The organism is Bacillus basilensis (genome assembly GCF_050630465.1).
Taxonomy (GTDB): domain Bacteria; phylum Bacillota; class Bacilli; order Bacillales; family Bacillaceae_G; genus Bacillus_A; species Bacillus_A basilensis.
Genome location: NZ_JBNTQO010000019.1, coordinates 26,667 through 53,210, shown reverse-complemented (window position 1 = coordinate 53,210; position 26,544 = coordinate 26,667). Strand labels below are relative to the sequence as shown.

Sequence of the window (26,544 nt, the reverse complement as noted above, 5' to 3'; positions counted from 1 at the left end):
TAAAACTTTTTACCATTCTAGTACGATTGAGCATCCGTTGTCGGAACTTATCCCCGGCAGTGTGTTACAATTAATAGAAGCGGAAAACGAGAATCTCCAATTGTGACTGGACGTGTGATTGGTTGGACAGTTTAAGAAGGTTGTATAAAAAAGGGAGATGGCGCAAAGATGGCGAGAGCAAAAGAGAATGATTTAACGGAGAAATTGGCAGAAGGTCAACGTAAATATGGTGACGGCAACTTTACAATACAGAACATCGGTGATGAAACTAACCCGAATTGGACTGTCGTAAAAAATGTGAGGAAGGGATCGGCAGGCATTCGCGAAGAGGAAGATATATTAAGACTGCGATCAAAATATATAAAATAGTACGGAAATGGGCGGGTCAGGAGTTCGAATCTCTTCTGGGGCGCTAAGAAAACCTTGTTATCTTTTGATAACAAGGTTTTTGTTTGTTTTAAATTAATTATTAATAAACTTCTCAAAGACAAAACCATAATCTTTCACGTTATATTGTTTCTTCGTATCAACGAGCCAGTTAAAGGCGATTTCGTTTATTTCTTTAAATTGTTCTGCCAAATTTACTTGTGCGTTTGAAATACGGCTAAAAGCATTAGATGCCATATCTAGACTTTTATGTGCATACTGCAATGTGATGTCGTTGTCGTATGAAATTTCTTCGATTTTAAGTAAAGCCTTATATAAATCTTTTAATTCTTCAATATGTTTTTTATGAACATCAATTGAGTAATGCTCATCGCCCATTTGAAACTTAATTTCTACATCTAAATCAATCGTTCCGGCAGTTTCAAGTGCTACGTTTTTAATTTGATATTTGCTATAACTAAAGCGGCGTAATGTACGTTTTTTACTTGTCGCACTTGTGCCATCTAGGTGAATTAATCCTTTGTTTGTGAAACAATATTCATCTGATTTTGATTTGATTAGAAAATAAATTTTCTCCCCATCTTCATGCATCACGTAATCATCGGCATCAACTTTATCGTAATCTTTCGGTGTAATGACAGAACCTACATCGCTTAATCCTAAAACATCTGCAGCCATTTTTTTAAACATACATAATCCCCCTTTTAAATTAAATTCTTAATTGTATAAAAATATATTAACATGATTTCGATAAAGTGTTTTCTTATAATTAAAAATATTTGAAGGGAAGTTGAGAAAAGGAACGAATAATTATTTCAATCCAAAATTATTTAGTAAATCTATTAGTTTAAGAGTGGATTTTCCGAAAAATAACCAAGAGAAAAAAGTTAATTTTGCATGTGATTATAGAGAAATTCCGTGAAAGTACCTCAAACGATATGAGGTGTTTTTCTATCCCTTTTTGAAATCTTACAATTCTGTAAGGTAACTGTAAGGTAGTTCGATGGTAACGAATTACTAATCCTCTATAATAAAGGTAACAACGATAAAACGAGGAGGAAGAAATGATGAAAGGATTAATCGTAACGGGTTTAACAGTTGCTTTCGGGTTTGTAGCATATGAGAAATTAACGTATGTAGTTGATGTTGTAAAACATTTAATCGCTTAGAGGAAACTACCATGAGAGGGAAAGGGAATGAGTGAATGAATGGAATGGTTATTTGGAATTATAGGTACTTGTAGTGTAGTGTTATTGTTCTTTGTCCCAAGTGGTATACTTAGTTCGACGACGAGTTTGTTCTTCTTAAGTTTGTTTGCTTGTACGATGCTTATCATTATGTTTTTAATGAAGCGGAGTAAACCAATCTTCTATTTTAGCATGATTGTTATGGCAATTATTGTTCTCCAAATTATTACCCTTGTTATATACCCCACTATTATAAAGGCTTTCCAATAATGATGAATCCTCTGCTTTCATTGCTGAGGGTTTTTATTTGTACATTTTTAATTTTCGGTAAGGATTTGTTTATATTGAAATATAAAAATTAAATATTTTCATATTTCAAACAAAGGGTTTTGGGATGTTGTGTTCTCATTACTCATTTGATATATTTACTTTAAAGATAATTAAAATCTAGAAAAAGAGGCGGACGTATGGATAAAAAAGAAAATACGGTCGTATTGTTTCCGCAGCTATCAGAGCGATATATTGATGAAGGTTTTTTAGCGCTGAAAGAGCGGAAATTCGAAGATGCATTGCGCTGCTTTGAAATATTACGTCAGTATAATGCAGAAACGGAACAAACGGAACTAGCTTCAGTTATTTGTTTGTTAGAGTTAAAACATATGGAAGAAGCGAAAGACAAATGTGAACAGTTGCTTGAAGCGGGAGCTGTATTATTTGGTGATATTCTTGAAACGTATGTGACGATTTTAGTTCAAACAAATGATTATGAAGGCGTTATTGAAACCGTTGAAAAAGTATTGCAAACGAAGGATATAATGCCTGAGCAAAAGGAAAAATTAGCACAGCTCGCTTTATTTGCAGAAGGTATGTTAAATGAAGTGGATACGTCACTAGTCGATTCGAATTTTGAGTTGGATGAGTTTACTAATGAAATGTTTGGAGAAAACTTTGGGCAAAAGCTAAGAGCGATTCAGCAACTTTCGTTAAAAGACTTGGATCTTGCATTACCTATTTTAAAGAAATTTTTAATAGACGAAAAACAGCACCCTTATTTGAAAACTTCTATTTTGTATAAAATGGTAGAAAATCAAATAGAAGAAGAGATAGAGGTAGAAAAGTTTGGGAATACGATTAAGGTAATTCCAGCATTTACAGGTCATAATGAGGAGCAATCCGATAACATTATACATACATTATCAAACCGATTAGAGCAAAATTATCCTGATATATTTGATGCGATGGTTACATATTGGAAAGAATTGCAAATTAGCGTTTTCCCATTCGCTCTATTAATGGATAAAGTGGAGATTTGGGCTGCTGTTTTAGAGAGAATTGGTAGAAAGCGTTTCGGATTGACTATTGATGAAGAAGAGCTTATGACAGCGTATAATATTGAATTAGAAGAGTTTCATATTGCCTATCAATGGTTATTGCGTGTTGAAAGAGAAGGATATTTGCCCGTATAATTATGAAAAAGAATCGTTCGGTTCTTGAAACGAGCATATTCTATGTTATAATGTAAGGGTTGCAAAAGGCAGAAAACTGCCTGTTTGTAAGAGAAGAGAAGTGTAATTCTCTTACTTAATATGTTTCATATTATTCTCGAACAAAATATACCGTAATTGTCTTTTAGGCAATTAGTAGATTGGAACATTATATCTGAAAGCTTTTGCTAGAGGATTATTTGTACTTTTGTTATTTCAAAAAAGAGATAATGAAGATCTTAATCTATAGAGGTATGTGCATACATTATTATAGTTGGAGGGAAAGAATAAATGGCTGCAAAATGGGAAAAATTAGAAGGTAACGTAGGCGTTTTAACAATCGAAGTTGATGCTAAAGAAGTAAACAACTCTATCGACGCTGCGTTCAAAAAAGTAGTAAAAACAATTAACGTACCAGGTTTCCGTAAAGGGAAAATGCCTCGTCCGTTATTCGAACAACGCTTTGGTATCGAATCTTTATACCAAGATGCTTTAGACATCATCTTACCAAAAGCATACGGTGAAGCGATCGATGAAGCTGGTATCTTCCCAGTTGCTCATCCTGAAATCGACATCGAGAAGTTCGAAAAAAATGCTAACCTTATCTTCACTGCAAAAGTAACAGTGAAACCTGAAGTTAAATTAGGTGAGTACAAAGGTTTAGCGGTAGAAAAAGTTGAAACAACTGTAACTGACGAAGATGTAGAGAACGAATTAAAATCTTTACAAGAGCGTCAAGCTGAACTAGTTGTTAAAGAAGAAGGAACTGTTGAAAACGGTGATACAGCTGTAATCGACTTCGAAGGTTTCGTTGATGGCGAAGCATTTGAAGGCGGAAAAGGCGAAAACTACTCTCTAGCAATCGGTTCTGGTACATTCATCCCAGGTTTCGAAGAGCAAGTAATTGGTCTTAAATCTGGTGATTCTAAAGACGTTGAAGTATCATTCCCAGAAGAGTACCATGCTGCTGAATTAGCTGGCAAACCAGCAACATTCAAAGTAACAATTCACGAAATCAAAACAAAAGAACTTCCTGAGTTAAACGACGAGTTCGCTAAAGAAGCAGACGAAGCGGTTGCAACTCTTGATGAATTAAAAGCAAAACTTCGTACAAACTTAGAAGAAGGCAAAAAGCACGAAGCTGAGCACAAAGTACGTGACGAAGTAGTAGAATTAGCTGCTGCTAACGCTGAAATCGAAATTCCAGAAGCTATGATCGACACTGAGTTAGATCGTATGGTTCGTGAATTCGAGCAACGTTTAAGCCAACAAGGTATGAACCTTGAGCTTTACTACCAATTCACAGGTACTGATGCTGACAAGTTAAAAGAGCAAATGAAAGAAGACGCTCAAAAACGCGTAAGAATCAACCTTGTTCTTGAAGCTATCATTGAAGCTGAAAACATCGAAGTTACTGAAGAAGAAGTAACTGAAGAAGTTGAAAAAATGGCTGAAATGTACGGTATGCCAGTAGACGCTATCAAGCAAGCTCTTGGAAGCGTAGACGCTTTAGCTGAAGATCTTAAAGTTCGTAAAGCTGTAGACTTCTTAGTAGAAAACGCTGCATAATAAAATAACAAGGCACGATTTTAATCGTGCCTTGTTTTATAAATATAGAAATATATTTATAAAACTTTTCGATGAAGAAGGAAAACTTCCTTAATAAGTCGAATATACATATTTCAAAAGTTTTAAAAACTTTTTATTTGTACATAACTAGTCATATTATTTGTATTTCTCGCCACGTAGTGACATAATATGTATTTACATACGATACATTTATCGTGTACATACGAAGGCAAGAGGTTAGCACTTTGTAAGGGGTGTGAAAATATGTTTAAATTTAATGATGAAAAAGGGCAATTAAAATGTTCTTTCTGTGGTAAAACACAAACGCAAGTTCGAAAGTTAGTTGCAGGTCCAGGTGTTTACATTTGTGACGAGTGTATCGAACTTTGTACTGAAATTGTACAAGAGGAGCTTGCGAAAGACGAAGAAGTAGAATTCAAAGATGTACCGAAACCGGTAGAAATTCGTGAAATCTTAGATGAGTATGTCATCGGACAAGATAACGCGAAAAAAGCACTAGCGGTAGCGGTATATAACCATTACAAACGCATTAATTCTAACAGCAAAATTGATGATGTAGAATTAGCGAAGAGTAATATCGCACTTATCGGGCCAACAGGTAGTGGTAAAACATTACTGGCACAAACGTTAGCGCGTATTTTAAATGTTCCATTTGCAATCGCGGACGCAACATCTTTAACTGAAGCTGGATACGTTGGGGAAGATGTAGAAAACATCTTACTTAAATTAATCCAAGCAGCGGATTATGATGTAGAAAAAGCGGAAAAAGGAATCATTTATATTGATGAGATTGATAAAGTGGCACGTAAGTCCGAAAATCCATCAATTACACGTGATGTATCTGGTGAAGGTGTGCAGCAGGCACTTCTGAAAATTTTAGAAGGTACTGTAGCAAGCGTTCCACCTCAGGGTGGTCGTAAGCATCCGCACCAAGAGTTTATTCAAATTGATACAACGAACATCTTATTCATCTGTGGTGGAGCGTTTGATGGCATCGAGCCAATTATTAAACGTCGTCTTGGTGAAAAAGTAATTGGATTTGGTTCTGAGAAGAAAAATGCTGATGTAAATGAGAAGCATGTTTTATCTCACGTATTACCAGAGGATCTTTTAAGATTTGGTTTAATTCCAGAGTTTATCGGTCGTCTTCCAGTTATTGCGAACCTAGAACCGCTTGATGAAGATGCTCTTGTTGATATTTTAACGAAACCGAAAAATGCACTTGTTAAGCAATTCCAAAAACTATTGGAGCTTGACGATGTTGAGTTAGAGTTTGAAGAAGGCGCACTAATTGAAATTGCGAAAAAAGCAATTGAACGTAAAACGGGTGCTCGTGGACTTCGTTCTATTATTGAAGGCTTAATGCTAGATGTAATGTTCGAACTTCCATCTCGTAAAGATATCGAGAAGTGTGTTCTTACAAAAGAAACAGTAGCTGATAATGCACCGCCAAAATTGGTGTTACAAGACGGTACTGTACTTGATACAAAAACATCTGCATAATGCGAGGGAGAAACAGCAATTTTTATAATTGCTGTTTTTCTTTATGTTTAGCTATGTTCCTCCGCGGAAATACTAAGAGATAAAACATTGCGGGAGGAAATAAATGATGAGCTGGACAAATATATTTTTACTTGTTCAACTTGTTTTTGGTGTAATTGTCGGATTGTATTTTTGGCATTTACTTCGAAATCAGCGAACACAAAAAGTTTCAATTGATCGAGAATCGAAAAAAGAATTAGAACAGCTTCGTAAAATGCGCGAGATTTCTTTAACAGAGCCGCTTGCGGAAAAGGTACGTCCTACATCCTTTTTAGATATTGTAGGGCAAGAGGACGGGATTAAGTCGTTAAAAGCGGCTCTTTGTGGTCCGAATCCACAGCATGTGATTATATATGGCCCGCCAGGTGTCGGGAAGACAGCGGCAGCACGTCTCGTATTAGAAGAAGCGAAACGAAATCCGAAATCTCCATTTCGCACAAATGCAACATTTATTGAATTGGATGCGACGACAGCTCGGTTTGATGAACGTGGTATTGCAGATCCTTTAATCGGTTCGGTGCATGATCCAATTTATCAAGGTGCTGGTGCAATGGGGCAAGCGGGTATTCCGCAACCGAAAAAAGGTGCGGTAACAGATGCACACGGTGGTATTTTATTTATTGATGAGATTGGTGAACTACATCCGATTCAAATGAACAAGATGTTAAAGGTGCTAGAAGATCGGAAAGTGTTTTTGGAAAGTGCATACTATAGTGAAGAGAATACGATGATTCCAACGTATATACATGACATTTTTCAAAAAGGTTTACCAGCCGATTTTCGCTTAGTTGGGGCGACGACACGTTCGCCAGAGGAGATTCCTCCTGCTATTCGATCGCGCTGTTTAGAAGTGTTTTTCCGTGAGTTAGATACAGAAGAAATTCAAAAAGTAGCGAAGAATGCAGCTGACAAAGTGGAAATGCAAATTGGTGAGAATGGTATTGAAATGATCGGGATGTATGCAAGAAATGGACGAGAAGCGATTAATCTTGTACAAATTTCAGCTGGAATGGCAATAAATGAAGAGCGTTCTTTCATTAAAGATGAAGATATAGAGTGGGTTGTTCACTCTAGTCAGCTTACACCGAAGTATGAAAAGCGTATTTATCCTATTCCGAGAATCGGTCTTGTAAATGGACTTGCTGTGTACGGACCAAATACAGGTGCGTTATTAGAAATTGAAGTAACAGCAATCAAGGCGAAAGATAAAGGATCGGTAAATGTTACCGGAATTGTTGAAGAGGAAAGTATTGGTAGTCAAACGAAATCAATTCGCCGTAAAAGTATGGCGAAAGGTTCTGTAGATAATGTATTAACAGTACTTCGTTCTCTAGATGTGTTGCCAGAAGGGTACGATATACATATTAATTTTCCAGGCGGGATCCCGATTGATGGGCCTTCGGCAGGAATTGCTATGGCAACAGGTGTATATTCAGCAGTGCATCGTACGTATGTGAATAATGAAGTAGCGATGACCGGTGAGATAAGTATACACGGAGAGGTGAAACCTATTGGTGGTGTGTATGCAAAAATAAAAGCCGCGAAAAAAGCAGGTGCTAAGAAAGTTATCATTCCTGCTGAAAACATGCAACCGTTTTTATACACAATAAAAGGAATTGAAATCATTCCTGTTCGTAAGTTAAATGAAGTATTTGAGCTAACATTTATGCAGGAAAATATGCATCGAGAGCTTGATATACATACTGCTGTGGACGAAACAGATGCACAATCAATGTGAGAATGAAGATAATAACATTTGCCAGACTTCGTTTAAGTTTGTATGCTTAAGCGGAGTCTTTTTTTCTTTTTATAAGGGAAAAAAACGAGGGATTTACAATTGCGGAAAATCTCTGCAATTGCATCTAGATGTATTGTAATATAAAATAGTTGAACAGGAGTTTAATTTATTATGGAGGTGCTATGTCTAGTATGAATACGAATGAAAGAATCGTACCCCTCCTACCATTAAGAGGCGTTCTCGTATATCCAACGATGGTTCTGCATCTTGATGTAGGACGTGATAAATCGATACAAGCACTAGAGCAGGCGGCAATGGATGAAAATATCATCTTTTTAGCAATGCAAAAAGAAATGAATATCGATGATCCGAAAGAAGATGACATATATAGTGTAGGTACAGTGGCGAAAGTGAAGCAAATGTTAAAATTGCCGAACGGTACGCTTCGTGTCCTTGTAGAAGGTTTACATAGAGCAGAAGTAGTAGAGTTTATCGAAGAAGAAAATGTAGTGCAAGTTTCTATCAAAACGGTAACGGAAGAAGTGGAAGATGATCTAGAAGAGAAAGCTCTTATGCGTACGTTACTGGAGCATTTCGAACAATATATTAAAGTTTCGAAAAAAGTTTCAAATGAAACATTTGCAACGGTAGCTGATGTAGAAGAGCCAGGAAGATTAGCTGATTTAATCGCTTCTCACTTGCCAATTAAGACGAAGCAGAAACAAGAAATTTTAGAGATTATATCTGTGAAGGAACGATTACATACACTTATTTCAATTATTCAAGATGAACAAGAGTTACTTAGTTTAGAAAAGAAAATTGGACAAAAAGTGAAACGTTCAATGGAGCGCACGCAAAAAGAATATTTCTTACGTGAGCAAATGAAGGCGATTCAAACTGAACTTGGCGATAAAGAAGGTAAGGGCGGGGAAGTTGAAGAACTTCGTGAGAAAATTGAACAGTCGGGAATGCCTGAAGAAACAATGAAGGCTGCACTGAAAGAATTAGACCGTTATGAAAAGTTACCAGCAAGTTCTGCGGAGAGCGGTGTTATTCGCAATTATATGGATTGGTTATTAGCACTTCCGTGGACAGAAACAACAGAAGATATGATTGATCTTGTTCATTCTGAAGAGATTTTAAACAAAGATCATTACGGTCTTGAGAAAGTGAAAGAGCGCGTGCTTGAATATTTAGCGGTACAGAAGTTAACGAATTCATTAAAAGGACCTATCCTTTGCTTAGTAGGACCTCCTGGGGTCGGAAAAACTTCGTTAGCGCGTTCAATTGCAACATCATTAAATCGTAATTTTGTCCGTGTTTCCCTTGGTGGTGTACGTGATGAATCTGAAATTCGTGGTCACCGTCGTACGTATGTTGGAGCGATGCCAGGACGTATTATTCAAGGTATGAAAAAGGCGAAATCAGTTAATCCAGTCTTTTTATTAGATGAGATTGATAAAATGTCTAACGATTTCCGTGGAGATCCATCTGCAGCATTACTTGAAGTGTTAGATCCAGAACAAAACCATAACTTCAGTGATCATTATATTGAAGAACCATATGATCTATCGAAAGTTATGTTTGTAGCAACTGCAAATACACTTTCAAGTATTCCAGGTCCATTACTTGACCGTATGGAAATTATTTCGATTGCTGGCTATACAGAACTTGAAAAAGTTCATATTGCTCGTGAACATTTATTGCCGAAACAATTAAAAGAGCATGGCTTACGAAAAGGTAATTTACAAGTACGTGATGAAGCACTTCTTGAAATTATTCGTTATTATACACGTGAGGCTGGTGTTCGTACGCTAGAGCGCCAAATTGCAAAAGTTTGCCGTAAAGCAGCAAAAATTATCGTTACAGCAGAACGCAAGCGCATTGTTGTAACGGAAAAAAATGTTGTTGATTTACTTGGTAAGCACATATTCCGTTATGGGCAAGCTGAAAAAACAGACCAAGTTGGTATGGCGACAGGTTTGGCGTATACAGCAGCAGGCGGGGATACACTTGCGATTGAAGTCTCTGTAGCGCCAGGTAAGGGGAAATTAATTTTAACAGGGAAACTTGGGGATGTTATGAAAGAATCAGCACAAGCTGCGTTTAGTTATATTCGTTCTCGTGCAGAAGAGCTTCAGATTGATCCGAATTTTCATGAGAAAAATGATATTCATATTCATGTTCCAGAAGGAGCAGTTCCAAAAGATGGACCGTCAGCAGGTATTACGATGGCAACGGCACTTATTTCTGCACTAACAGGTATTCCTGTAAGTAAAGAAGTGGGGATGACAGGTGAAATTACACTTCGTGGCCGTGTATTACCAATTGGTGGTTTAAAAGAAAAAACATTAAGTGCTCACCGCGCAGGTTTAACTAAGATTATTTTACCAGCGGAAAATGAGAAAGATTTAGATGATATTCCAGAGAGCGTAAAAGAAAACCTTACGTTTGTGCTTGCATCTCATTTAGATGAAGTATTGGAGCACGCATTAGTAGGAGTGAAACAATGAAAGTAACAAAAGCAGATATTGTAATTAGTGCTGTTAAACCAGAACAATATCCAGACAGTGATTTACCAGAAATTGCATTAGCAGGTCGTTCAAATGTCGGGAAGTCTTCCTTTATTAATAAAATTTTAAATCGTAAAAAGTTAGTACGTATTTCTTCTAAACCAGGAAAAACGCAAACGTTGAACTTTTTCTTAATCAATGAGATGATGCATTTTGTTGACGTTCCAGGTTATGGATATGCGAAAGTATCTAAATCAGAGCGCGCAGCATGGGGCAAAATGATTGAAACGTACTTTACAACGCGTGAGCAATTAGACGCAGCTGTATTAGTAGTTGATTTACGTCACCAACCAACAAACGATGACGTAATGATGTATGATTTCTTAAAGCACTATGAAATCCCAACAATTATTATTGCAACGAAAGCCGATAAAATTCCGAAAGGAAAATGGCAAAAGCATTTAAAAGTTGTAAAAGAAACGCTTGCTGTTGAAATTGGCGATGAAATTGTTCTATTCTCTTCTGAAACAGGACTTGGAAAAGAAGAAGCATGGAAAGCAATTCATAAAATGACAAAAACAAAAAACGCGTGACGAATGTCGCGCGTTTTTTTCTTTATACATTTTTAGCGTACATTTAACGTAACTTCAATATTTCCTCGTGTTGCTTTAGAGTAAGGACATACACCATGAGCAGCTTCTACAAGTTCTTGTGCTTCGCTATGTGAAACGCCAGCGACATGTACATCAAGTACAGCAGATAGGCCGAAACCACCATCCGTATCTTTTCCGATAGAAACGTGAGCAGTTACTTCTGTACTTTCTACTTTCACACGTTTTGTACGAATGACAAGTTGTAAAGCACTATCAAAACAAGCGGCATAACCAGCAGCAAATAGTTGTTCTGGGTTTGTTGCCTCTCCGCCTGCACCACCTAGTGCTTTCGGCATTTTCACATCAAGATTTAATATGCCGTCATCTGAGACTATTTTTCCGTTTCTTCCACCTGTAGCAGTTACTGAAGCAGTATATAATTTATCCATGTTTATTCCCCTTTTCTATCATTAATTGTTTTCATTGTTTCAATTAGTTTATTTAATTGAATTAATAAAGAACGATATTCTTGTTCTGTAATTCCTAAATTTGTTGCCATTGTTGTCGGTAATGAACAAGCCTTTTCTTTTAAATCTTTACCTTGTTCTTTTAATTCAATACAAACTTTTCGCTCGTCTTCTTTGGAACGAACGCGTTTTACAAGTTGTAATGATTCCATTCGTTTTAACATAGGCGTTAACGTACCGGAATCTAAAAATAGACGTTCTCCAATTTCTTTGACTGTGAGTCCATCTTGCTCCCATAGTACGAGTAAAGTAATGTACTGGGGATACGTAATACCCATCTCTTCTAAATATGGTCGATAAAAGCGGGTAACTTCTTTAGAACAGGCGTAAATAGAAAAACAAAGTTGGTTATCTAGATGTAAAGAGTCCTCTGTCATACATAACTCCCTTCTAATTAAGTTGTGCACAATTTAATTTTGTAAAACCAATATAACGAAAAAGAAATACAATGTCAAATACATTGTATTGAGAAAGTGTTTGCTACATTTTGGAACAATCATACATATTTTCCTTCATGATGAAAGAAGATAGGAAAGATGATGTTATAATTCATATGGAATAGTTTCCATCACTTGATTATGAGTGCTTTTTTTGGTAACGTACAAATAGAGTTATTAATTTATAATCATTATAAAGTAGGAAGTTTTTATTAGTTTTACTGAATCTCCTTTATTACATACGGAGAATAAATAAAAAAATAATCGGTTGTTCACACGATTGTCAGATTCATAAGAGGAAAGTTGTATTATGATAGTAGATAAAGTGATAAAACGGGTGAAGGGGGACATGCTGCGTGCATATTCTTGTTGTTAGTGTAAATTATCGAACAGCCCCTGTAGAATTTCGTGAGAAACTCACATTTCAGGCAGCAGAGCTAGAGCAAGCAATGACGACATTACAAAATCAAAAGAGCGTGTTAGAGAATGTCATTGTATCAACTTGTAATCGCACTGAGATTTACGCTGTTGTCGATCAATTACACACGGGACGGTATTATATTAAGAAGTTTTTAGCTGATTGGTTTCAGCTTGAAATAGAAGAAGTCGCACCATATTTAACTATTTTTGAACAAGATGGTGCAATAGATCATTTATTCCGCGTAACGTGCGGTTTAGATTCTATGGTAGTTGGAGAGACGCAAATTTTAGGTCAAATAAAAGATAGCTTTTTAGAAGCGCAACAAGTAAAAGCGACAGGCACAATCTTTAATGAATTGTTTAAGCAAGTCATTACATTAGCAAAACGTGCTCACTCAGAAACGACAATTGGTGAAAGTGCGATGTCTGTTAGTTATGCTGCTGTTGAGCTTGGGAAGAAAATATTCGGCGAGTTAACAGATTGTCACATACTTATTCTTGGTGCTGGCAAAATGGGTGAACTTGCACTGCAAAACTTATATGGAAGTGGTGCTCGTAAAGTAACAGTCATGAATAGGACGCTTTCAAAAGCAGAAATAATGGCTGAGAAATATATGGGACATGCAAAACCTTTAAGTGAATTACAATGTGCATTATTAGAAGCAGATATTTTAATTAGTTCAACTGGGGCATCAGAGTATGTCATTACGAAAGAGATGATGACAAAGGTAGAGAAAATGCGCTCTGGCCGTCCTTTATTTATGGTTGATATTGCAGTGCCACGTGATATTGATCCGGCGATTGATGAGCTAGAAGGTTCTTTCTTATATGACATTGATGATTTGCAAGGAGTAGTGGAAGCGAACCGTGCTGAACGTTTGAAAGAAGCAGAGAAAATTCAATTTATGATTGAAGAGGAAATTGTTTTATTTAAAACGTGGTTAAGTACACTTGGTGTCGTTCCGTTAATATCAGCTCTTCGTGATAAGGCACTTGCCATTCAAAGCGAAACGATGGAAAGCTTAGAACGAAAAATACCAAATCTTAGTGATCGTGAGAGAAAAGTAATTAGTAAGCATACAAAAAGTATTATTAATCAATTATTAAAAGACCCAATTTTAGTAGCAAAAGAAATAGCTGCTGAAGAGGGGGCAGACGAAAAATTAGCGTTATTTGCAAAAATCTTTGATTTAGAAATGGAAGATGTAGAAAGTTGTGCGGAAGAAGTAGAACATAAAAGAGTGTGGACACCATCCGTTCCATCTTTATAACTTGGAAGGATGATCGGATGAGTTTTTTAAATAACAGTATTATTTATCATATTGCAATTATTTTATATGCTTGTAGCATTAGTTTATATTTTATAGATTATTTCCAAAGTAACCGAAAGGCGAACCGATTTGCTTTTTGGTTACTTTCGATTGTATGGGTTCTGCATTCTATTTTTATGTTGCTTAGGGCTACAGATTCAGAAACGAACCCTCTTTTAACTTTATTATCAGGGATTTATTTTTATGTTTGGCTATTGATTACGATGTCGTTAGTCATTAATCGATTTATGAGAATCGATTTTTTAGTCTTTTTTACAAATGTTGTCGCATTTGGCGTAAGCGCTTTTTCTATTTTTACGCCGCTCGGAAAGATGTCACCAGTACTTGCAGAGCAATTGGTTTCGGAACTTGTATATGTACATGTCGGTATGGCTATTATCTCTTATGCAACATTCACTGTATCGTTCATTTTTTCTATTATGTATTTATTGCAATATCGCCTATTAAAGAAGAAGAAATGGAATGCGAGATTAAGAAGGTTAGGGAATTTACCGAAGCTAGAATCGATGTCTTACGGATTAAATTTATTTTCTGTTCCATTTTTCTTACTAGCTATTTTATTAGGATGCATATGGGGATATACAAAATTGGACAATTTCCATTGGTATGATACGAAAGTGATCGGGTCTTTTGTCGTTCTATTTGTATATTGTGCTGGCCTATATTTACGAGCGGCAGATGTGTTGCAAGGGAAGAAAATAGTGCAGTGGAACATCGGGGCATTTCTCGTAATGCTAATTAATATTTTTCTATTAAGCAGTTTATCCAACTTCCACTTTTGGTATTTATAATGAGGAGAGAAAATTATGCGCAAAATTATTGTAGGGTCACGAAAGAGTAAATTAGCACTAACGCAAACGAACTGGTTTATTGATCAGTTAAAAGCGCTAGGTTTACCATATGAATTTGAAGTGAAAGAAATCGTCACAAAAGGCGATGTTATTTTAGATGTTACTCTTTCAAAAGTAGGCGGAAAAGGCTTGTTTGTTAAAGAGATTGAACATGCGTTACTTACGAAAGAAATTGATATGGCTGTACATAGTATGAAAGATATGCCGGCCGTACTTCCAGAAGGATTAATGATCGGTTGTACACCGAAGCGTGTGGACCCTCGTGATGCTTTTATCTCAAAAAGCGGAGCATCGTTTAAAGAGTTAGCAGAAGGCGCTATTTTAGGTACGAGTAGTTTAAGACGTAGTGCACAATTATTAGCTGCGAGACCAGATTTACAAGTGAAGTGGATTCGTGGAAATATCGATACACGTTTACGTAAATTAAAAGAAGAAGATTACGATGCAATCATTTTAGCAACAGCTGGATTACAAAGAATGGGCTGGGATGATGAAGTTATTACAGAACATTTAGATGAGACGTTATGTGTACCTGCTGTAGGACAAGGTGCATTAGCGATTGAGTGCCGTGAGGATGATACAGATTTATTGCAGCTGTTATCACATATAAATGATGCTGTAACAGAAAGAACAGTGGCAGCGGAGCGAGTATTTCTTCATAAACTTGAAGGTGGATGCCAAGTTCCGATCGCTGGATATGCAACTCTTACAGAAAACGATGCAATCGAATTAACAGCTCTTGTCGGGTCTATGGACGGTTCTGTTTTATTGAAAGAGACAGTGGTAGGAAATGATCCAAAGGAAGTAGGGTTAGAGGCCGCGGACCGTTTAATTAAACAAGGCGCAAAAGAACTCATTCTTGCTGAGAATAAGGGGCAACAATAAATATGAACGCTCTCGCTGGCAAAACGGTATTGATTACACGTGCCCAGCATCAAGCAAAACAAATGAGTGTAGCGGTGAAAGAAAAGAGCGGAATTCCATTGGAAATTCCGCTTTTGCGTATGGAAGGTATGTCTTATAGGCAAATTCAACATATAGCAGGGCAGTTGCATTCATATGACTGGGTTATTTTTACGAGTAAAAATGGGGTGGCTTTTTTTCTGGATAGTTTGAGAAAGAGGCTACCCGTAACGACTAAAATTGCTGCAGTAGGCGTAAAAACAAAGTTAGAGTTAGAAAAGCGAGGCTATGTAGTGGACTTTGTTCCAACTTCATTTGTTGCAGAAGTATTTGCAGAAGAGTTTGTAAAAAAACTAAGTGGAAGCGAATGCGTTTTATTTCCGAAAGGGAATTTAGCAAGAGATGTCATTCCAGTTGCACTTCGCGAAATTGGTGTTTCTCTAGATGAGCTAATTGTATATGGTACGAAAGAAAATGTAGAGAAAAAGCGAGAGCTTATAGAAGCGTTAGAAGCAGAGAAAGTAGATATTATTACATTTACGAGTCCTTCAACTGTTACTAGTTTTGTTCGTTTACTTGAGGGTACAAACTGGAGAGAATGGACAAAAAAATGTACAATTGCTTGTATAGGTCCTATTACGGAAAAAGAGGCGAGCCTTTATTTTCCGCATGTTATTATGCCGAAAGAGTACACTGTAGAAGCATTACTACAATGCGTTTGTGAATCTATAAAATAAAAGAATGGGGATAGAAATCTATGAACTCTTTACAATTTAATCGTCATCGTCGTTTAAGACAAAGCGGTAATATGCGTGCGCTTGTGCGTGAAACGTTTTTACATACGGAAGATTTTATTTACCCTATTTTTGTATTAGAAGGCGAAAATGTTCGTAATGAAGTGCCTTCTATGCCAGGCGTATATCAAATTTCATTAGATTTATTGCAAGCTGAAATGCAAGAGGTTGTTGATTTAGGTATTCGCTCTGTTATTGTATTTGGTTTACCTGCTGAAAAAGATGAAGTTGGATCATCAGCATATTGTGATCATGGAATTGTGCAACGTGCAATTAAGCAAATTAAAGGTGATTTCCCTGAGCTAGTGGTAGTTGCGGATACATGTTTATGTCAATTCACAAGCCATGGTCATTGCGGTGTAATTGAAGATGGTATTATTTTAAATGACGAGTCTCTTGCAGTTCTTGCGAAAACAGCTGTAAGCCAAGCGAAAGCAGGAGCGGACATTATTGCGCCATCAAACATGATGGATGGATTCGTAACAGCAATTCGCCACGCATTAGATGAAAATGGTTTTGGACATGTACCAGTTATGTCGTACGCTGTGAAATATTCATCAGCATTTTACGGGCCATTCCGTGATGCGGCACACGGTGCACCACAATTTGGTGATCGTAAAACATATCAAATGGACCCAGCGAACCGTATGGAAGCATTCCGTGAAGCAGAATCAGATGTAATGGAAGGGGCAGATTTCCTAATTGTAAAGCCAGCTCTTTCTTACTTAGATATCATTCGTGATGTGAAAAATAACTTTAATTTACCAGTCGTTGCTTATAACGTAAGCGGTGAATATTCAATGATTAAAGCGGCAGCGCAAAATGGTTGGATTAATGAAAAAGAAGTTGTACTTGAAAAATTAATTAGCATGAAACGTGCAGGAGCAGATTTAATTATTACGTATCATGCAAAAGATGCAGCAAGATGGTTACAAGAAGGAGGCGCTAAATAATGAAAAAGTTTGATAAGTCGATTGCAGCGTTTGAAGAAGCACAAGATTTAATGCCTGGTGGCGTAAATAGCCCAGTTCGTGCCTTTAAGTCTGTCGGTATGAATCCATTGTTTATGGAGCGTGGAAAAGGCTCTAAAGTATATGATATCGATGGAAATGAATACATCGATTACGTATTATCATGGGGTCCTTTAATTCATGGCCATGCAAATGATCATGTTGTTGAAGCTTTAAAAGCTGTTGCTGAAAGAGGTACAAGCTTCGGTGCACCAACGGAAATTGAAAATAAATTAGCGAAACTTGTTATTGAGCGCGTACCATCAATTGAGATTGTACGTATGGTTAACTCTGGAACAGAAGCGACAATGAGTGCGCTACGTTTAGCTCGTGGTTATACAGGCCGTAATAAAATTTTGAAATTCATCGGTTGTTACCACGGCCATGGTGATTCGTTGTTAATTAAAGCGGGTTCTGGTGTGGCAACACTAGGTTTACCAGATAGCCCTGGTGTACCAGAAGGTGTAGCGAAAAATACGATTACAGTAGCGTATAACGATTTAGAAAGTGTGAAATACGCTTTCGAACAATTCGGTGATGATATCGCTTGTGTAATTGTAGAACCAGTGGCAGGAAATATGGGTGTTGTTCCTCCGCAACCAGGATTTTTAGAAGGTCTTCGTGAAGTAACAGAGCAAAATGGTGCATTGCTTATTTTTGATGAAGTAATGACAGGATTCCGAGTTGCTTACAATTGTGGACAAGGTTATTACGGTGTAACACCTGACTTAACTTGTTTAGGTAAAGTAATCGGTGGTGGATTACCAGTAGGAGCATACGGTGGTAAAGCAGAAATTATGCGCCAAGTTGCACCGAGCGGACCGATTTACCAAGCGGGTACTTTATCAGGTAACCCACTTGCAATGGCAGCCGGTTATGAAACGTTAGTGCAGTTAACACCAGAATCATATGTAGAATTCGAGCGTAAAGCTGAAATGTTAGAAGCTGGCTTACGTAAAGCAGCTGAAAAACATGGTATTCCGCATTATATTAACCGTGCGGGTTCTATGATAGGTATCTTCTTTACAGATGAACCAGTTATTAATTACGATGCAGCAAAATCTTCAAACTTAGAATTCTTTGCAGCTTATTATCGTGAAATGGTGGAACAAGGTGTATTCTTACCGCCATCTCAATTCGAAGGTTTATTCTTATCGACAGCACATAGTGATGCAGATATTGAGGCGACGATTGCAGCGGCTGAAATTGCAATGTCAAAATTAAAGGCTTAATTGATGAAAGAAAATCGCTCTCCATAAGGGGAGCGATTTTTTTTATTCATAAAGTCAGCTTTCCATACATAAATCTGTAATGACATATAGTTTGGGAGGGGGAAAAGAAGTGGCAACAGATCATTCATTACGTTTTTCATTAAAAGAATCTGTTTGGTTCCAAAAAGGACAGGAAGTCGAAGAACTTTTGTCAATTTCGTTAGATCCAGACGTTGAGATAGAAGAGCTTGATCATGAAGTTATCGTGAGAGGGCAATTAGATTTAACGGGAGAGTACGTTGCACGGCAAGATGATTCAGCCCATTCATTAAGAGATCTATCACCAGCGAAGTCAATTGATTATGTCGAAACAAGGGAAGATGGGGTTAATGAACTTGTTCATTCCTTTCCGCTTGAAATATCAATTCCAAGAAATCGAGTGAAAGTAATTGAAGAACTATATGTATCCATCGAAGAATTTGATTACGAATTAAAGGAAAATGGTTGCTTACAATTACTAGCGGATATATCTATTACAGGTTTATGTGATGAAGAAAGAATCGAGGAAGAAGAGGATGAAGAGGAAGAAACGGCGTATGCTGAGTTAGAAGCTGATTCAGCACAAGAGGATGAAAATAGACCAACGCCGCACATAGAAGAACCAGTCTATAAGGAATCGGATGAATGGGAAGATTACGCATTTGAACCGTTCCAATTAGAGGAAAGAAAAGAACAGGAATTAGAAGAAGAGGAAATAGAAGAACATGAATTTGTGGAGCGTGAAGAGGAGAAAGAAACGACGCCACAATTTGAATTGTTCGGACGAAAAGATTTCAAGAAAGAAAAAGCGAAAAAGCAGGAAGAGCAAGAAGAAGCGTACTCACAGCGAGATGAAAATGCGCTTTATTTAACACAATTATTTACGAAAGAACCGGAAGAAGAATTTACGAAGTTAAGAATGTATTTCGTGCAAGAAGGGGATACAATTGAATCTGTTGCAGAACGTTATGATACGTCTGTACAAAACTTATATCGTGTAAATCAATCGGAAGATATATATTTAACTACGGGGCAAATTATTTATATTCCCGTTTCAAGGGCAAAGGCGAAATAAGGGAGTGAGTGTTTTCACTCACTTCTTTTCCTGGAGTCTACGTTTTGAATAGAAAGGGTTATTCGTATGGATATGGAATTACGAAATCGCTATGAACCCATTGTAAGGCAATATAGATTGGATATGCAGCATATGGAAGAGCACGGAAGCGTAACGAAAATTTATACGAATCAAGGTCCATATGCGCTCAAGAAAATAGAAGGTAGAAAGTTAGAGCGGAATAACTTTCTGCATCATATTCAATATTTGAAGGAGAAAGGTTTTTCAAATTATGTACCTATCTACCATGCGACGGATGGAAATTATATTTTAAGTGACGGGACGTATAATTATTATTTAATGCCTTGGTTAGAACGTGCGGAAGGAAGCGGCGAGGATAATGATCAATACCATAAAATGTTTCAGACTCTCGGAACGTTGCATCAAAAAACAGTAAAAGAAGAAACGTATACAGAAGAGGATCTAGAAAAACATTATACAAATATATCCGATCGCTGGGAGAATGATGGCGAGATTCTAGAAGAGTTTCTTGTAGAATCTGAAGCGAAGTGGTATATGTCACCATTTGAACTGCAATATTGTACGTACTATCATCATGTAATGAGAGCGCGTGAGTTTGCAACGAAGCAATTAAATGAGTGGAACGATGCGATGAAAGAAAAAGAGACAACACGCATTACGTTTGTACATGGTAACGTATCACTTAATCATTTTTTATTCGACTATGAGCGGAATGGCTATTTTATTAGTTTAGAAAAATCAAAGTTTGCAACACCTGTGCAAGATATTGTAGGGTTTTATTCTCGGTCGTTAAACACATATCCAATTGCGCGAAGTGATCGGTTTGAATGGTATCAAATGTACCAAAAAAATTTCCCTTTTACGAAAGAAGAGCAACTACTCATGTTTGCGTATATGACGTATCCATCGCAATTTATTCGGCAAATCCAGTCTTATAAGAAAAGAAGAGAGAGTCGTAATGAGGAAAATGAACTTCTCGGAGTGAAGAGCTTGCAACAATCGCATTGGCTCGTTAGTAATATAGAATATTTCCTTTCGCAATTACAAGCTGCCCAGCAAGGGAACGGATAAAGTGAAACTTTAATCAGTGGGGGGTTCATCCCCCGCCGATTATTAGTTGAACCAATCGGGCATTTACGGGCAGTTGATCTCCCACCTAACTTCTTTGCTTCAGCTGAATTTTGAGGTGGAGGTCTTACTGCCCGCAAATAGCGGGGTAAAGAAGATAAGTAGAGGTGCTACTTATCTTCTTTTTTTGGTCCGAAAAGCTGTAGTATTAAATTTATCTTGACGAATAAGGTTTCGTTTTTTACACTATTGTATATAATAATTAACAATCATATAAATGCCTTGAAGGGGAAGAGTATAACAAGAAACGTCTTCAGAGAGGAGAATCATTAGCTGGGAGATTCTCTAGATAGTTATGTTAGAAGGTAGCCCTGGAGCATCTTTTCTGAACGGAATAGTTCTCATTAGGAAAAGACGGATTTGTCCGTTATCAAATTAAGAGTATAAGCAAATTCTTGGATTTGTTTGTAAATAAAGGTGGTACCGCGATGTCCCTCGTCCTTTTTGGATGAGGGGCATTTTTTATTTTAAGGAGGGAAAATAATGTCAAACACGGAAAAGAATTTACCAACTAAATATGATCATATGTCCGTTGAAGAAGGCCTTTATCAGTGGTGGCTAGAAGGCAAATATTTTGAAGCAACAGGAGATGAGAAGAAACAACCGTATACAATTGTAATTCCACCTCCAAACGTAACTGGTAAGTTACACTTAGGTCATGCTTGGGATACAACTCTTCAAGATATTTTAACTCGTACGAAGCGTATGCAAGGTTACGATGTATTATGGCTTCCAGGAATGGATCATGCGGGAATCGCAACACAAGCGAAAGTAGAAGGGAAACTTCGTGAAGAAGGTATTTCACGTTACGATCTTGGCCGTGAGAAATTCCTTGAAAAAGCTTGGGAATGGAAAGAAGAATACGCTTCTCATATTCGTCAACAATGGGGGAAAGTTGGTTTAGGACTAGACTACTCTCGTGAACGCTTCACATTAGACAAAGGTTTATCTGATGCGGTTAATAAAGTATTCGTTCAATTATACAAAAAAGGCTTAATTTACCGTGGTGAATATATTATTAACTGGGATCCAGCAACACGCACAGCTCTTTCTGATATCGAAGTAATTCATAAAGAAGTTCAAGGTGCATTCTACCATATGAACTATCCGTTAACAGATGGCTCTGGACACATTCGTCTTGCAACAACTCGTCCAGAAACGATGCTTGGTGATACAGCAGTAGCGGTTCATCCAGAAGACGATCGTTACAAACATTTAATCGGAAAAACAGTTACACTTCCAATCGTAGGCCGTGAGATTCCGATTATTGCTGATGAATACGTAGAAAAAGATTTCGGAACAGGCGTTGTAAAAATTACACCAGCTCATGACCCGAATGACTTTGAAGTAGGTAACCGTCATGATTTACCACGTATTTTAGTAATGAACGAAGATGGATCGATGAATGAAAAAGCTGGTAAGTATAACGGCATGGATCGTTTTGAGTGTCGTAAAGCGTTAGTGAAAGATTTACAAGAAGCAGGCGTATTAGTAGAAATTGAGCCTCATATGCATTCTGTAGGTCATAGTGAGCGTAGTGGTGCAGTTGTTGAGCCGTACTTATCAACACAATGGTTCGTAAAAATGGCTCCACTTGCTGAAAAAGCAGTAGCGCTTCAACAAAAAGAAGAAGAGAAAGTAACGTTCGTACCAGAGCGTTTCGAAAACACATACTTACGCTGGATGGAAAACATTCATGACTGGTGTATTTCTCGTCAGTTATGGTGGGGACACCGCATTCCAGCTTGGTATCATAAAGAAACTGGTGAAGTATACGTAGGTACAGAAGCGCCAGCAGATATTGAAAACTGGAACCAAGATAACGACGTACTTGATACATGGTTCAGTTCAGCGTTATGGCCATTCTCAACACTTGGTTGGCCAAACGAAGATTCAGCAGACTTCAAACGTTACTATTCAACAGATGCACTAGTAACTGGTTATGACATCATCTTCTTCTGGGTATCTCGTATGATTTTCCAAGGTTTAGAGTTTACAGGCGAGCGTCCATTTAAAGATGTATTAATTCACGGTTTAGTTCGTGATGAGCAAGGACGTAAAATGAGTAAATCTCTTGGTAACGGTATTGATCCAATGGACGTTATCGAGAAGTATGGTGCAGATGCAATGCGTTTCTTCTTATCAACAGGAAGTGCACCAGGTCAAGATTTACGTTTCAGCATGGAAAAAGTAGAATCTACTTGGAACTTCATTAATAAAATTTGGAATGCATCACGTTTCGTATTAATGAACATGGATGATATGAAGTATGAAGAAATCGATTTAACTGGTGAAAAATCAGTTGCGGATAAGTGGATTTTAACTCGCTTAAATGAAACAATCGAAAGCGTAACACGTAACATGGATAAATATGAGTTTGGTGAAGCTGGTCGTTCATTATACAACTTCATTTGGGACGATTTCTGTGACTGGTACATTGAAATGGCGAAACTTCCTCTATACGGTGAAGATGAAGCAGCTAAGAAAACAACTCGTTCTATTTTAGCTTACGTATTAGACCAAACAATGCGTCTATTACACCCATTCATGCCATTCGTAACAGAGAAGATTTGGCAACATTTACCGCATGAAGGCGAATCTATTACAGTAGCAGCGTGGCCGACCGTTCGCGAAGATTTACAAGATACAGAAGCTGCAGCAGAAATGCACCTTCTAGTTGATATCATTCGCTCTGTTCGTAACATCCGTGCAGAAGTTAATACGCCAATGAGCAAAAAAGTTCAAATGCAAATTAAAGCAAAAGATGAGGCTGTACTTGCTCAACTTACGAAAAATAGCTCTTACATTGAGCGTTTCTGTAACCCAAGCGAATTAACAATTCAAACGGATTTACAAGCGCCAGAAAAAGCGATGACTGCAATCGTAACAGGTGCAGAGTTATTCTTACCGTTAGCTGATCTTATCAATCTTGATGAAGAGAGAGCGCGTCTTGAGAAAGAACTTGAGAAGTTCGATAAAGAGGTAGAACGTGTACAGAAGAAACTTTCAAACCAAGGTTTCGTAGCGAAAGCTCCTGCAGCAGTTATTGAAGGAGAGCGTGCGAAAGAGCAAGATTACCTAGAAAAACGCGAAGCAGTTCGCCAACGTCTAGCAGATCTTGAGAAATAAAAATGTTTTTAGAGACTCACTATATTGGTGAGTCTCTTTTCTTTGCGTATAATAGAATGATGAAGGTTGTCTTTTGAAAGGGGAAAGCATACGTGATACATACATACGAAGAAGCGATAGGTTGGATTCATAGTCGGTTGAAGTTTGGTATTAAACCAGGATTAGAAAGAATAAGATGGATGCTAGAAGAGCTCGGAAATCCAGAGCGTCATATAAAATGTGTCCATCTTGCTGGTACAAATGGAAAAGGTTCAACGTTAACATATATGCGCTACATGTTAGAAGACGCAAAATATAAGGTAGGGACATTTACCTCTCCTTATATTGAAACATTTAACGAACGTATTAGTGTGAACGGCACACCAATTGCAGATGAAGAGATTACTGAACTTGTAAAGATGGTAAAGCCAGTCGTTGAAAAACTAGATGAGACGGATTTAGGGGAAGCAACTGAGTTTGAAATTATTACTGTTATGGCAATTTGTTATTTCGGTAAAGTCAATTTCTGTGATGTTGTTTTATTTGAAACAGGGCTTGGAGGACGCTTTGATTCTACGAATGTGATTCATCCTGTTCTCACGATTATTACAAATATTGGCCACGATCATATGCACATTTTAGGCAATACACTAGGAGAAATTGCATATGAAAAGGCGGGGATTATTAAGTCTGGTGTCCCGGTTATTACTGGTGTGCAAGATGAGGAAGCGTTGCAAGTCATTCAAAAGGTTGCAAAGGAAAATCATGCAAACCTATACGAGATGGGCAACCATTTTACAGCGTTACATAAACAGTCAAGTGAAGATGGAGAACAGTTCAATTTCACTTGTCCTTTCGCCTCTTTTGAAGATGTGCGAATCTCAATGAAAGGTGCTCACCAAGTAGGAAACGCAGCACTTGCACTGATGGCAGTCATGTATGTAAAAACATACTTATCATTTTTAATTGAGGAAGAAGAAATAAGAACTGGATTACAGGAAGCGTATTGGATTGGGCGCTTTGAACAATTGCAAAGTAATCCAGATATTATTATAGATGGTGCTCATAATCCGGAAGGTATTGAAAGCCTTGTGAAAACGGTAGAATCACATTACAAAGATAAAAATGTAATAGTTTTATTTACTGCCCTTGGTGATAAGCAATTGCCTAATATGGTAGGGCAATTAGAAACCATTGCTGATGAAATTATTTTTACAACATTCGCCTTTGAGCGTGCTATTTCTGCTGACAAGCTTGCATCATATTCAAAGAAAGAGTCAAAATTAGTTTTTGAAAATTGGAAAGAGGCAATTGATAAGAAGGTTGAAATGATTGGAGAAAATGATGTTTTTATCATAACAGGTTCTCTTTATTTCATTTCGGAAGTTCGAAAATATATTCGCGAGAAAAACTAGATAGTCTTTGCTATCTGGTTTTTTTGTTCTACAAATGAAGTCAAATGCATACATATAAGATAAATATATAGGGTTATTTGGCGAATTCCTCTGACAAATATCTCGTTTTTTTGTGAAATGAATATGATATGATGCGGACAACGATAAGAGGTGAGGTGTGAGTGTATGGACAAGCAATCACGAACGATCTCAGTGAAAGTGAATGGAACAGAAGCGAAGTATGAGGAGAAGAAGAAAGATGAATTTGAATGGATGGTAGTAGAAAGTGAAAGACCGAAAAACGTTGTTCCGTTTCAAAAAGCGAAATTAGTATCTACGGAAAAAAAACGAAAGAAGTGGAACAATACGTTAATTGCAATCGTTGCAACTGCGATTATTATTGGGACGGCGTTTGGGATGGGGATGCTACAGTTACTTAAAGGGCAAGGTGCAACAGGGGGAAGCGAAGTAACAGCTTCGAAGCAGATGCGAAATGAAGAATCAAAGGTCGGGGGAACGGCAGAACAAAAACCAGCACTAAAAGAGGAGAAACAAAAAGCGCAGACAGGAACGGCATTAGATCCAATGAAATTATTTTTTGTTCAAGGAGGAATTTATTCTTCCGAGGAAAAGGGACAGGCTGCTCTTGAAGAGTGGAAAGGTAATGGAGGCGTAGCAGCTTTAAAACCGAGCGGTGATAAGTATGCGTTAGTTGTTGGTATTGCTAGCGATGAACAAGGCATAAATCAATTAATGACGCAGTATAAAAATGAGAATGTCTCCGTATTGAAAAAGAGCTGGGATATAACAGATAAAGCGTTACTAAAAGACGATAAAGAAGTTGGGGCGTTTTTAACACAAGTACAGCCATTATATACTCATTTAGCAAAATATGCTTCTAGCGTACAAGCCAGTGGAAAAAATAATGCAAAAGATATAGATGCGATTGAAAAAGAGTGGAAAGCGATTGAAAAAGAAGGGAAAAGTATGAAGCAGGAAGAAGCAAAGAAATTGTATATGTATACGTCAGTTGCTGTGCAAACAGTGAAGGGCGGAAAAAGTGATAAGGAATCCTTGGTGAAATTAAATCAAGTTATTATTGATGGTATACTCTCGTACGAAAAAATTGTTTCACAAAAGGTAAAATAATAGGATAATGAAATGACGAAGGAAGAAGTATAGGTACTTCTTTCTTTTCTTTTGAATCTAGAGCAAAGTGCTTTCTCTATGGCAGGAATATAATCGTATTTTAGTAAAGAAG

At 37.3% G+C, this 26,544-nt stretch carries 22 protein-coding genes and 1 other annotated feature; of the genes, 19 read left to right on the top strand and 3 right to left on the bottom strand.

Translation table 11 applies throughout. The annotated features are described in order from the left end of the window. Nucleotides 1-168 precede the first annotated feature (168 nt). Nucleotides 169-369 (top strand): hypothetical protein, encoded by a 201-nt coding sequence (locus ACQVV1_RS25020; RefSeq protein ID WP_000090056.1) that lies wholly within the window; start codon nucleotides 169-171, stop codon nucleotides 367-369. 93 nt (nucleotides 370-462) lie between these two features. On the opposite strand, the gene ACQVV1_RS25015 is transcribed toward ACQVV1_RS25020, so the two are convergent. Then, the gene (locus ACQVV1_RS25015) at nucleotides 463-1,077 is read right to left on the bottom strand and encodes a PH domain-containing protein (RefSeq protein ID WP_000473867.1); all 615 of its coding nucleotides are present in this window, start codon (nucleotides 1,075-1,077) and stop codon (nucleotides 463-465) included. Nucleotides 1,078-1,595: 518 nt separating this feature from the next. On the opposite strand from ACQVV1_RS25015, the gene ACQVV1_RS25010 reads away from it, so the two are divergent. The 7 genes from ACQVV1_RS25010 (at nucleotide 1,596) to ysxC (ending at nucleotide 11,034) form a co-directional block, all read left to right on the top strand. Beyond that, the gene (locus ACQVV1_RS25010; protein WP_060632422.1) at nucleotides 1,596-1,844 is read left to right on the top strand and encodes a hypothetical protein; all 249 of its coding nucleotides are present in this window, start codon (nucleotides 1,596-1,598) and stop codon (nucleotides 1,842-1,844) included. Between the two features lie 197 nt (nucleotides 1,845-2,041). Continuing rightward, complete coding sequence (locus ACQVV1_RS25005) at nucleotides 2,042-3,040, top strand: hypothetical protein (protein WP_242252590.1); 999 nt, start codon at nucleotides 2,042-2,044, stop codon at nucleotides 3,038-3,040. A gap of 309 nt (nucleotides 3,041-3,349) precedes the next feature. Further along, complete coding sequence (gene tig / locus ACQVV1_RS25000; protein WP_242252591.1) at nucleotides 3,350-4,627, top strand: trigger factor; 1,278 nt, start codon at nucleotides 3,350-3,352, stop codon at nucleotides 4,625-4,627. A 264-nt stretch (nucleotides 4,628-4,891) separates the two neighbouring features. Beyond that, entirely contained in the window at nucleotides 4,892-6,151 is a 1,260-nt protein-coding gene (gene clpX, locus ACQVV1_RS24995; RefSeq protein ID WP_000472281.1) for an ATP-dependent protease ATP-binding subunit ClpX, read from the top strand. 106 nt (nucleotides 6,152-6,257) lie between these two features. Beyond that, nucleotides 6,258-7,928: an ATP-dependent protease LonB gene (lonB, locus tag ACQVV1_RS24990; RefSeq protein ID WP_063224858.1), complete on the top strand. Its 1,671-nt coding sequence runs from the start codon at nucleotides 6,258-6,260 to the stop codon at nucleotides 7,926-7,928. A gap of 182 nt (nucleotides 7,929-8,110) precedes the next feature. Then, complete coding sequence (gene lon / locus ACQVV1_RS24985) at nucleotides 8,111-10,441, top strand: endopeptidase La (RefSeq protein ID WP_242252593.1); 2,331 nt, start codon at nucleotides 8,111-8,113, stop codon at nucleotides 10,439-10,441. Further along, entirely contained in the window at nucleotides 10,438-11,034 is a 597-nt protein-coding gene (ysxC, locus tag ACQVV1_RS24980) for a ribosome biogenesis GTP-binding protein YsxC (RefSeq protein WP_000869114.1), read from the top strand. Before lon ends, ysxC begins: the two co-directional genes overlap by 4 nt. Nucleotides 11,035-11,066: 32 nt before the next feature. On the opposite strand, the gene ACQVV1_RS24975 is transcribed toward ysxC, so the two are convergent. Continuing rightward, nucleotides 11,067-11,483 carry an organic hydroperoxide resistance protein gene (locus ACQVV1_RS24975; protein ID WP_242252595.1) on the bottom strand — a complete coding sequence of 139 codons (417 nt, stop codon included), beginning with the start codon at nucleotides 11,481-11,483 and terminating at the stop codon, nucleotides 11,067-11,069. Between the two features lie 2 nt (nucleotides 11,484-11,485). After that, nucleotides 11,486-11,938: a MarR family winged helix-turn-helix transcriptional regulator gene (locus ACQVV1_RS24970; protein WP_242252597.1), complete on the bottom strand. Its 453-nt coding sequence runs from the start codon at nucleotides 11,936-11,938 to the stop codon at nucleotides 11,486-11,488. Nucleotides 11,939-12,354: 416 nt separating this feature from the next. On the opposite strand from ACQVV1_RS24970, the gene hemA reads away from it, so the two are divergent. The 11 genes from hemA to ACQVV1_RS24915 all read left to right on the top strand — a co-directional run bounded on the left by hemA (nucleotide 12,355) and on the right by ACQVV1_RS24915 (nucleotide 26,432). Next, nucleotides 12,355-13,689: a glutamyl-tRNA reductase gene (gene hemA, locus ACQVV1_RS24965; RefSeq protein ID WP_242252598.1), complete on the top strand. Its 1,335-nt coding sequence runs from the start codon at nucleotides 12,355-12,357 to the stop codon at nucleotides 13,687-13,689. Between the two features lie 17 nt (nucleotides 13,690-13,706). Further along, nucleotides 13,707-14,540 carry a cytochrome C assembly family protein gene (locus tag ACQVV1_RS24960; RefSeq protein WP_000008996.1) on the top strand — a complete coding sequence of 278 codons (834 nt, stop codon included), beginning with the start codon at nucleotides 13,707-13,709 and terminating at the stop codon, nucleotides 14,538-14,540. Between the two features lie 15 nt (nucleotides 14,541-14,555). Then, nucleotides 14,556-15,485 (top strand): hydroxymethylbilane synthase, encoded by a 930-nt coding sequence (hemC, locus tag ACQVV1_RS24955; RefSeq protein ID WP_242252599.1) that lies wholly within the window; start codon nucleotides 14,556-14,558, stop codon nucleotides 15,483-15,485. 2 nt (nucleotides 15,486-15,487) lie between these two features. Then, the gene (hemD, locus tag ACQVV1_RS24950; RefSeq protein WP_242252600.1) at nucleotides 15,488-16,240 is read left to right on the top strand and encodes a uroporphyrinogen-III synthase; all 753 of its coding nucleotides are present in this window, start codon (nucleotides 15,488-15,490) and stop codon (nucleotides 16,238-16,240) included. Nucleotides 16,241-16,260: 20 nt separating this feature from the next. After that, complete coding sequence (gene hemB, locus ACQVV1_RS24945) at nucleotides 16,261-17,250, top strand: porphobilinogen synthase (protein WP_242252601.1); 990 nt, start codon at nucleotides 16,261-16,263, stop codon at nucleotides 17,248-17,250. Continuing rightward, the gene (gene hemL / locus ACQVV1_RS24940; RefSeq protein ID WP_431169668.1) at nucleotides 17,250-18,539 is read left to right on the top strand and encodes a glutamate-1-semialdehyde 2,1-aminomutase; all 1,290 of its coding nucleotides are present in this window, start codon (nucleotides 17,250-17,252) and stop codon (nucleotides 18,537-18,539) included. The genes hemB and hemL overlap by 1 nt, the downstream gene beginning before the upstream one ends. A 79-nt stretch (nucleotides 18,540-18,618) precedes the next feature. Then, nucleotides 18,619-19,632, top strand: a complete 1,014-nt coding sequence (gene spoVID, locus ACQVV1_RS24935) for a stage VI sporulation protein D (RefSeq protein WP_242252603.1) — start codon at nucleotides 18,619-18,621, stop codon at nucleotides 19,630-19,632. Nucleotides 19,633-19,698: 66 nt separating this feature from the next. Then, nucleotides 19,699-20,724: a spore coat protein YsxE gene (gene ysxE / locus ACQVV1_RS24930; RefSeq protein WP_242252604.1), complete on the top strand. Its 1,026-nt coding sequence runs from the start codon at nucleotides 19,699-19,701 to the stop codon at nucleotides 20,722-20,724. Between the two features lie 270 nt (nucleotides 20,725-20,994). Continuing rightward, nucleotides 20,995-21,227, top strand: a binding site (T-box leader). Nucleotides 21,228-21,264: 37 nt separating this feature from the next. Next, the gene (locus ACQVV1_RS24925) at nucleotides 21,265-23,910 is read left to right on the top strand and encodes a valine--tRNA ligase (RefSeq protein WP_242252606.1); all 2,646 of its coding nucleotides are present in this window, start codon (nucleotides 21,265-21,267) and stop codon (nucleotides 23,908-23,910) included. Nucleotides 23,911-24,002: 92 nt separating this feature from the next. Continuing rightward, nucleotides 24,003-25,304 (top strand): bifunctional folylpolyglutamate synthase/dihydrofolate synthase, encoded by a 1,302-nt coding sequence (locus ACQVV1_RS24920; RefSeq protein WP_431169667.1) that lies wholly within the window; start codon nucleotides 24,003-24,005, stop codon nucleotides 25,302-25,304. Between the two features lie 165 nt (nucleotides 25,305-25,469). After that, a complete protein-coding gene (locus tag ACQVV1_RS24915) occupies nucleotides 25,470-26,432 on the top strand; it encodes a stage II sporulation protein B (RefSeq protein ID WP_431169666.1) in 963 nt (320 codons plus the stop codon). Nucleotides 26,433-26,544: the final 112 nt, after the last annotated feature.